Source organism: Kitasatospora sp. NPDC056783 (genome assembly GCF_042789895.1).
Lineage (GTDB): Bacteria > Actinomycetota > Actinomycetes > Streptomycetales > Streptomycetaceae > Kitasatospora.
Genome location: NZ_JBHUAF010000367.1, coordinates 1 through 8771 on the forward strand (window position 1 = coordinate 1; position 8771 = coordinate 8771).

Sequence of the window (8771 nt, forward strand, 5' to 3'; positions counted from 1 at the left end):
GTCCAGTGTGCGCGGTGCCCCGGAGCGCCAGGTACGCCGGAGGGGTGAGGCCGGTCACCCCGCCCGAGCGATCACCGGAGTGATCAGAGGTTCGGGTACAGCGGGTACTTCTCGGCCAGGGCGGTGACCCGGGCCTTCAGCGCGGCGGCGACGGTCTCGTCGAAGGCGGGCTTGAGCGCCTCGGCGATGACGTCGGCGACCTCGCGGAAGTCCTCGGCCAGGAAGCCGCGGGTGGCCAGGGCCGGGGTGCCGATGCGCAGGCCCGAGGTGACCATCGGCGGGCGCGGGTCGTTCGGGACGGCGTTGCGGTTGACGGTGATGCCGACCTCGTGCAGCCGGTCCTCGGCCTGCTGGCCGTCGAGCTGGCTGTTGCGCAGGTCGACCAGGACCAGGTGGACGTCGGTGCCGCCGGAGAGCACGGTGGCGCCGGCCTCGGCCACGTCGGCCTGGAGCAGGCGCTCGGCGAGGATGCGGGCACCCTCCAGGGTGCGCTCCTGGCGCTCCTTGAACTCCTCCGAGGCCGCGACCTTGAAGGCGACCGCCTTGCCGGCGATCACGTGCTCCAGCGGGCCGCCCTGCTGGCCGGGGAAGACCGCGGAGTTGATCTTCTTGGCGTACTCGGCCTTGGACAGGATGACGCCGCCGCGCGGGCCGCCCAGGGTCTTGTGGGTGGTGGTGGTGACCACGTCCGCGTACGGCACCGGGTTCGGGTGCAGCCCGGCGGCCACCAGGCCGGCGAAGTGCGCCATGTCGACCATGAGCAGCGCGCCGACCTCGTCGGCGATCCGGCGGAACGCGGCGAAGTCCAGCTGACGCGGGTAGGCGGACCAGCCGGCGATGATCAGCTTCGGCTGGTGCTCCTTGGCGAGGCGCTCGACCTCGGCCATGTCGACCTGGCCGGTCTTCTCGTCCACGTGGTACGCGGCCACGTTGTAGAGCTTGCCGGAGAAGTTGATCTTCATGCCGTGGGTCAGGTGACCACCGTGGGCCAGGCTCAGGCCCAGGATGGTGTCGCCCGGCTGGATCAGCGCGAACATCGCGGCGGCGTTGGCCTGCGCGCCGGAGTGCGGCTGGACGTTGGCGTGCTCGGCGCCGAACAGGGCCTTGATGCGGTCGATGGCGATCTGCTCGACCACGTCGACGTGCTCGCAGCCGCCGTAGTAGCGGCGGCCGGGGTAGCCCTCCGCGTACTTGTTGGTGAGCACCGAGCCCTGGGCCTCCATGACCGCCACCGGGGCGAAGTTCTCGGAGGCGATCATCTCCAGGGTGGTCTGCTGGCGGTGCAGCTCGGCGTCGACCGCGGCGGCGATCTCCGGGTCGAGGGCGTGCAGGGACTGGTTGAGAACCGTCATGGTGGTGGTCTTCCCGGTGGAGGAGGAAAGGGGGCCGCGGCTGGGGCGGGGCGGCCGCCGCGCGGTGACCGCCCCGGTCAGGTGTCTCAGCCGCCGATGAGGGCGGTGTAGGCGTCCGCGCTGAGCAGCTCGTCGGTGGCCTCGACGCGCACCTTGAACAGCCAGCCGCCCTCGAACGGGGCGCTGTTGACCAGGCTGTTGTCGTCCAGGACGTCCTGGTTGACCTCGGTGACCTCGCCGGTCACCGGGGAGAACAGGTCGCTGACCGACTTGGTCGACTCCAGCTCGCCACAGGTCTCGCCGGCGGTCACGGTGTCGCCGACCTCGGGCAGCTGCACGTAGACGATGTCACCGAGCGCGTCGGCGGCGTGCTTGGTGATGCCGATCGTGGAGACACCGTCCTCGGCGGCCGTCAGCCACTCGTGCTCCTTGGTGTACTGCAGGTGCTGGGGGTTGCTCATGGCGTCATTCTCCAGGATGGGAAGCGGGCACGGCGAAGCGGGCCGCCGCTCGGACGGCTGCGACGTGCGTGTACGGGAAAACCGGGGCCTTGCGAAGGTTCGGCGGGCGTGGCTCGGCGGGCGCGCTCAGCGGGCGCGCTTGTAGAACGGCAGCGCCACGACCTGGACGGGCTCGTGCTTGCCGCGCACGTCCACCGCGACGGTGGTGCCGGGGGCGGCGTGGGCGGCGTCGACGTAGGCCATCGCGATCGGCTTGCCCAGGGTCGGGGACGGCGAGCCCGAGGTGATCCGGCCGATCGCCTCGCCCTCGGTGGAGACCACGGTGTACTCGGCGCGCGGCACCCGCTTGCCCTCGGAGACCAGGCCGACCAGGACCTTCGGGGGGTTGCTCTCGGCCGCGGCGGCGGCCTGCTCCAGCGCCTTGCGGCCGACGAAGGCGCCCTCGTTGGTGGTCTTGTCGAAGCGGACGACCCGGCCCAGGCCGGCGTCGAACGGGGTGAGGTCGGTGGACAGCTCGTGGCCGTACAGCGGCATGCCGGCCTCCAGGCGCAGCGTGTCGCGGCAGGACAGGCCGCACGGGACCAGGCCGTGGCCCTCGCCGGCGGCGGTCAGCGCCTGCCAGACCGGCTCGGCGTCGGCCGGGTGGCAGAAGATCTCGAAGCCGTCCTCACCGGTGTAGCCGGTGCGGGCGAGCAGCACCTCGCGGCCGGACACCACGGCCGGGAGGATCGCGTAGTACTTCAGACCGGGCAGGTCGGCGTCGGTGGTCGCGGCGAGGATGCCGGTGGCCTCCGGGCCCTGGACGGCGATCAGCGCGTAGGTGTCGCGGTCGTCGGTGACGACGGCGTCGAAGCCCTTGGCGCGGGCGATCAGCTCGTCGAGGACCAGCTGGGCGTTGGAGGCGTTGGCGACGACCAGGAAGGCGTCCTCGCGCAGGCGGTAGACGATCAGGTCGTCCAGGATGCCGCCGTCCTCGGCGCAGATCATGGTGTAGCGGGCGCGCAGCTCGCCGAGCGCGGAGACGAAGCCGACCAGCGCGTGGTCCAGCATCTCGCCCGCCTGCGGGCCGGTGACGGTGATCTCGCCCATGTGCGAGAGGTCGAACAGGCCGGCCTTGGTGCGGACGGCGAGGTGCTCCTCGCGCTCGCTGCCGTAGCGCAGCGGCATGTCCCAGCCGGCGAAGTCGGTCATGGTGGCGCCGAGGCTGCGGTGCAGCGCGTCGAGCGCGGTCAGGCGGAGGGACGACATGGCCAGGAACTCCTCGGTCGGGGCACTCAGGGGTGCACGCGCCGGACCGGACCCGCTGGGGGGCCGACCCTGCGCGCGGGCATGCGGCGGCGTGGGTCTCCCCATCTGTCGTCGAACCTGAGAGCTTCACCGCCCGGCTGCCCGCAGCTGGTTTCCAGCTTGGGGGACAGCTTGGCGGCTTGCACCGTGGGTGGGCGTCCGACAGGGCCGGGCGCCGCTTTCCAGATGTGCCTAACCCGTGCGGTAGGGGTGCCTGAGAGATTCCGGGGAGGACTTGCTCCTTCGGCGCCGGCTCGTGCCGTGGGACGGCACTCCGGGCTCTCCCGCGCGGGTTCGAGCGGCCGGTATGGAGTTGTGGGGGCCCGCGGCGCATGCCGTCGGACGCGGACATCATGGCACGTCCCGGGCGACGAGGGGAGAGGGGACCCGGTCACACGGCGCGGTACCGAACACGAGCCCTAACCCCGTGGCCCCCGGGCTCTAGACTGCTGCGCGTCGGCGCAGCAGAGGGCGGCCGACCGGCAGAGGGCGGAATCGGCGGCGCATGGGGTACCCGGTGGAGCAGCAGCAGGGGTGGGGCGGACCGGAGGAGGCGCCGACGGGCGGTTCCTGGCCGGCCAACGAGCTGGAGCAGGTGCTGACCGCGGCCCTGGGCGATCCGGGCGCGACCCCGCGGGTGATCGAGGTGCTGGCCCGCAGCCAGGTGTGGGTGCCGCTGCCGGCCGGGGCCGACCCGCAGGGGCAGTCGCTGGACCTGCCGACCATCGAGCTGGCCGGCGACCCGTACGTGCCGGTGTTCTCCTCGCAGGAGGTGTTCCTCCAGCAGGCGCCGGGGATGGCCTTCGCGGTCGCGCCGGCCTGGGAGTTCGCCCGGGGGTTGCCGCTGGGCGTGGGCATCGCGGTGAACCCGGAGGCCGCGGTGGGCATCCCGGTGCCGCCGCAGGGGGTCGCGGAGCTGCGCCGCGGGCCGCGCGAGGAGCGCTGGGAGGACCCGGCGGCGCCGACCGGCGGCCGGGTGGCGCTGCGCGAGCCGGTGCCGGGCGAGGACCCGGAGCACTTCCTGGCCGTCTGCCGGGCCGAACTGTCGGCACTGCCCGGGGTGTTGACCGCCCGCAGGGCGCTGGCCAGCATCGAGGGCGAGCCGACCGTGATGTTCGTGGGCGTCCAGTTGGACCCCGCGGCGCCCGCCGAGCCGGCCGCGGTGAACGAGGCACTCGGGCGAGCGCTGGGAACCGCGCCGCTGCCCGGCGGCGTCCACCTCGTACTGCTCGACCTCGCCGACGACCCGGTGGTCGAGTGGCTGCTCACCCGGGTGATGCCCTTCCACACCCGGGCCTGAGCGGGTCCGGATCAAGGCACGTCGCCGTGGCGGCGGCCGGTGCCGCGCCATAGGGTGCGTGCAGACGGCCGACGGGTCGGCGGGTTCGAGGAAAGAGGCGCGGCGAGGTGGGCGCATGAGTGCGGGAGCGGGAGCGGGCGGGGTGCCGGGGCCCTGGGGCCAGGCACCGGCCGGGCGCCCGGGAGCTGATCCGGGCGGGTTGGAGCGCGCCCTGCGCGAGGTCGCGCCGGAGCGCTACGACGCGTACGAGCGCCTGCTCCACGCGCTGGCGGACGGTCAGGTCTGGATGCTGCTGTGGCACGGCACGCCGGGCAGCCAGGACGCCCAGTACGGGAACATGGAGATCAGCGGCCACGGCTACGCGCCGGCCGTCACCTCGTCCGAGCAGCTGACCTCCTCGGGCTGGACCCGGGCCCACGAGGTCATCTCCGGCCGGGAGATCGCGGCCTCGCTGTACCGCACCCGCTGGGGCCTGTGGCTCAATCCGCACGCGCCCGGGGGCGGCGTCGGGGTGCCCTGGGCGGACCTGCGGCGGATCGCCGCGGGTCTGGAGCGGCTTCCCGCCGGCCCGTTGAAGCTCGGCGAGCCGCAGCTCAACGCCCAGCCGTTCTTCGCGCTGCTGGAGCGCCAGGCCGCCGAGGTGCGCACCGTGCGGGCCCTGCGCCGGGCCTGGGTGCAGCCCGCGGTGGGGGAGCCGTACCTGGCCATCGGCCTTGACCTGTACGAGAGTTCGCCGTCGGCCGTGGAGGCGGTGCGGGCGCTGATGCAGCGCGCGATCGCGGTGGCTCCGGAGGGGCTCGCGGTGTCCACGGTGGCGATGTCGGACGAGTACGACCCGGTGGCGCTGTGGATGCGCGCCAACGCCCGGCCGTTCTTCGACCGGGAGGCGGGCCGCCCGCCGACCGGTCCGTACCCGCCGGCGCCCCCGCCGTCGTACCCCGGCCAGTCGATGCCGGGTTATGCCTACGGCACCCAGCCGCCGGCGACGGGCTGGCAGCAACAACAGCAGCCGCAGCGGCCGTGGCCCGGCTACCCCGGGCACTGATTCACAAAACGCATTCCCCGAAGCCGACTTGATTGCCCATCAAGTCGGCTTCGATGCTTTCCGGACGAATTTCCGGATGTGTGCTCGGATCATCTTGACATGGCAGTTACAGCCATGTGAAGAGGTATATGCCGAAGACCGGGGAGGTGCATGCGCGCAGATCACAGTTGGGCATCTGTCGGTTGGCAGGGCTGGCGCAAGCCAGTTCGGATGGCAGAGAGTTCTGCGCAACGCACCGCGCGTACTGCAACCCCACAAAGGTGAGCGCGGCCGCCGACAGCCTGTCCACGCGAAGCCCATCCCGCGTGGTGGCAGCGCCCGTGCACGACGTGCTGCCGTCAACACCAGCTCCTCCTAAGCACTTCCGCACGTCCGCAGCCGCACCGCCGAAGCCGACGGCCGGCACCCGTGGGCCGGCCACCGTCGGCGAGGGGACCAACTGACCATGACATCCGTGACCACCGCCGGGAACGCGCCGGAGGCACCCGCCGCCGCCGATCCGGTCAAGAAGATCGAGGGCCGCTCCCTCGGCCAGATCGCCTGGACCCGCTTCAAGCGGGACAAGGCCGCCGTCGCCGGCGGCGTCGTGGTGATCCTGCTGATCCTGCTCGCCGTGCTGGCCAAGCCGATCGAGTCGATGTTCGGACTCGACCCGGACGCCCTCCACCAGGACCTCCTGGACGCCGACCTCGGCGGTCTGCCGCTCGGCGACTGGGGCGGCATGAGCCTGGACCACCCGCTCGGCGTCGACCCGCTTCAGGGCCGTGACCTGCTCACCCGAGTCATCGAGGGCTCCTGGGTGTCCCTGCTGGTCGCCTTCGGCGCGACCCTGCTGTCCAACACCATCGGCACCGTACTCGGCATCATGGCCGGCTACTACGGGGGCTGGGTGGACACCCTGATCAGCCGGGTGATGGACGTCTTCCTGGCGTTCCCGCTGCTGCTCTTCGCGATCGCGATCTCGACCTCGCTCCAGGGCGGAGCCTTCGGCCTGCACGGCCTGCCGCTGCACATGCTGGTGCTGATCTTCGTGATCGGCTTCTTCAACTGGCCCTACATGGGCCGGATCGTGCGCGGCCAGACCCTCTCGCTGCGCGAGCGGGAGTTCGTCCACGCGGCCCGCAGCCTCGGCGCGCGCGGCCCGTTCATCCTGTTCAAGGAACTGCTGCCCAACCTGGTCGGTCCGATCCTGGTCTACTCGACCCTGCTGATCCCGACCAACATCCTCTTCGAGGCCGGGCTGAGCTTCCTGGGCGTCGGCATCCAGCCGCCGCAGGCCTCCTGGGGCGGGATGCTCCAGGACGCGATCCGGTACTACCAGGTGGACCCCCAGTACATGGTGGTCCCCGGTCTGGCGATCTTCATCACCGTGCTCGCCTTCAACCTCCTGGGCGACGGCCTGCGCGATGCCCTCGATCCCAAGAACAACTGATCAAGCGTCATTCACTGGCCCCGCGTCACCAGTTGACCCCGCGCCAGGACCCTCACACCGCCTCCACATCTCCAAGGGGTTGATCTCACCCATGCGTAGGTCCCGTACCGTCGCCTTGACCGCGGCGGCCGCCGCCGCGGTCCTGGTCGTCACCGGCTGCACCAGCTCGAAGAAGAGCGGCGACTCCGCCTCGGCCTCCGGCTCCGCGGGCGGCTCCGGCGCCAACGCGGCCACCAAGAGCGTCGTCAACGCCTCGGACAAGAAGGGCGGGACGGTGACCTTCGAGATGAAGGGCACCCCGGACTCGCTCGACCCGGGCAACACGTACTACGCGTACATCTACAACTTCTCGCGTCTGTACGCCCGTTCGCTGACCACCTTCAACCCGGCGCCGGGCGACGAGGGCAACAAGCTCGTCCCCGACCTCGCCGAGTCGATGGGCCAGGTCAGCGCGGACGGCCTGACCTGGACGTACAAGCTGCGCAAGGGCCTGAAGTACGACGACGGCTCCCCGATCTCCTCGAAGGACGTCAAGTACGCCATCGAGCGCTCGAACTACGCGCTGGACGTGAACTCCAACGGCCCGGTCTACTTCCGCGAGCACCTGGTGGACAACGCCACGCCGTACGCCGGCCCGTACAAGGACAAGGAGGGCGGCCTCGACTCGATCGAGACGCCCGACGACACCACGGTCGTCTTCCACCTGAAGCACCCCTTCGCCGACTTCGACTACCTGGTCAGCGCCCCGCAGACCGCGCCCGTCCCGCAGGCCAAGGACACCGGCTCGGACTACGTGAAGAAGATCGTCTCCTCGGGCTCCTACAAGTTCGAGTCCTACGAGGACGGCAAGCAGGCCGTCCTGGTGCCCAACACCAACTGGGACCCGAGCACCGACCCGATCCGCAAGCAGCTCGCGGACAAGCTCGTGCTCCGGATGAACATCGACCAGTCCACCATCGACAAGGACCTGCTGGCCGGCAACGCCCAGGTCGACCTCGTGGGCGGTGGCGTCGACCCGCAGACCCAGGCGCAGATCCTCCAGAACCCCAAGCTGAAGGCCAGCACCGACAACGCCTACGGCGGCCGTCTGGTCTACATGGCGATCAACTCCAAGCTCGCGCCGTTCGACAACATCGAGTGCCGCAAGGCCGTGCAGTACGCGGTCGACAAGGTCTCGGTGCAGACCGCGCTCGGCGGCCCGATCCGCGGCCAGGTCGCCAACACCGTCCTCCCGGCCGACGTCCCGGGCCACCAGGACTTCAACCTGTACGAGACCAAGGACGGCAAGGGCGACGAGGCCAAGGCCAAGGAGGCCCTGAAGGCCTGCGGCAAGGAGGGCGGCATCAACACCGTCCTGTCGGCCCGCACCGAGCGCGCCACCGAGGTCGCCGCGGCCACCTCGATCCAGGCCGCGCTGAAGAAGGTCGGCATCAACGCCGAGATCCAGCAGTACCCGCAGGGCAAGTACCTCCAGGACGCCGCCGGCTCCCCGCAGTTCGCCGCCGAGCACAACATCGGCCTGATGATGATGCAGTGGGGCGCCGACTGGCCGACGGGCTACGGCTTCCTCCAGCAGATCGTCGACGGCCGGAGCATCAAGCCGTCCGGCAACAACAACCTGGCCCAGCTGGACGACCCCGCGGTCAACAAGCTGATCGACGACTCCGCCGTCAACCCCGACAAGGCGGCCCGCGAGAAGATCTACGCCGACATCGACAAGAAGGTCATGGAGCAGGCGGTCTACGTGCCGCTGACCTACTTCAAGGTCTTCCTGTACCGGCCGGACAACGCCACGAACATGGTCTCCACGTCGGCGTACTCGGGTGAGTACGACTACCTGAACATCGGCACCAAGTAAGAGCCTGGCTCCGCATCCCTGAAGGCAGGTGAAGGC

The 8771-nt window shown here is 70.9% G+C and carries 7 protein-coding genes and 1 riboswitch; of the genes, 4 read left to right on the forward strand and 3 right to left on the reverse strand.

The window, feature by feature from the left end; genetic code table 11:
• Window positions 1–83 precede the first annotated feature (83 nt).
• From glyA to gcvT, 3 genes are all read right to left on the reverse strand, one after another.
• The gene (gene glyA / locus ACFRMQ_RS33635; protein WP_380734551.1) at window positions 84–1352 is read right to left on the reverse strand and encodes a serine hydroxymethyltransferase; all 1269 of its coding nucleotides are present in this window, start codon (window positions 1350–1352) and stop codon (window positions 84–86) included.
• A gap of 86 nt (window positions 1353–1438) precedes the next feature.
• Window positions 1439–1813 carry a glycine cleavage system protein GcvH gene (gene gcvH, locus ACFRMQ_RS33640; RefSeq protein ID WP_380734552.1) on the reverse strand — a complete coding sequence of 125 codons (375 nt, stop codon included), beginning with the start codon at window positions 1811–1813 and terminating at the stop codon, window positions 1439–1441.
• 126 nt (window positions 1814–1939) lie between these two features.
• Window positions 1940–3061 (reverse strand): glycine cleavage system aminomethyltransferase GcvT, encoded by a 1122-nt coding sequence (gcvT, locus tag ACFRMQ_RS33645; RefSeq protein WP_380734553.1) that lies wholly within the window; start codon window positions 3059–3061, stop codon window positions 1940–1942.
• Window positions 3062–3292: 231 nt separating this feature from the next.
• Window positions 3293–3397: riboswitch (glycine riboswitch) on the reverse strand.
• 208 nt (window positions 3398–3605) lie between these two features.
• On the opposite strand from gcvT, the gene ACFRMQ_RS33650 reads away from it, so the two are divergent.
• From ACFRMQ_RS33650 to ACFRMQ_RS33665, 4 genes are all read left to right on the forward strand, one after another.
• Window positions 3606–4400, forward strand: a complete 795-nt coding sequence (locus ACFRMQ_RS33650; RefSeq protein ID WP_380734554.1) for an enhanced serine sensitivity protein SseB C-terminal domain-containing protein — start codon at window positions 3606–3608, stop codon at window positions 4398–4400.
• A 115-nt stretch (window positions 4401–4515) separates the two neighbouring features.
• On the forward strand, window positions 4516–5445 hold the full coding sequence (locus tag ACFRMQ_RS33655; protein WP_380734556.1) for an enhanced serine sensitivity protein SseB C-terminal domain-containing protein: 930 nt from the start codon (window positions 4516–4518) through the stop codon (window positions 5443–5445).
• Window positions 5446–5890: 445 nt separating this feature from the next.
• Window positions 5891–6877 (forward strand): ABC transporter permease, encoded by a 987-nt coding sequence (locus ACFRMQ_RS33660; protein WP_380734557.1) that lies wholly within the window; start codon window positions 5891–5893, stop codon window positions 6875–6877.
• A gap of 91 nt (window positions 6878–6968) precedes the next feature.
• Window positions 6969–8735: an ABC transporter substrate-binding protein gene (locus ACFRMQ_RS33665; RefSeq protein WP_380734558.1), complete on the forward strand. Its 1767-nt coding sequence runs from the start codon at window positions 6969–6971 to the stop codon at window positions 8733–8735.
• Window positions 8736–8771 lie beyond the last annotated feature (36 nt).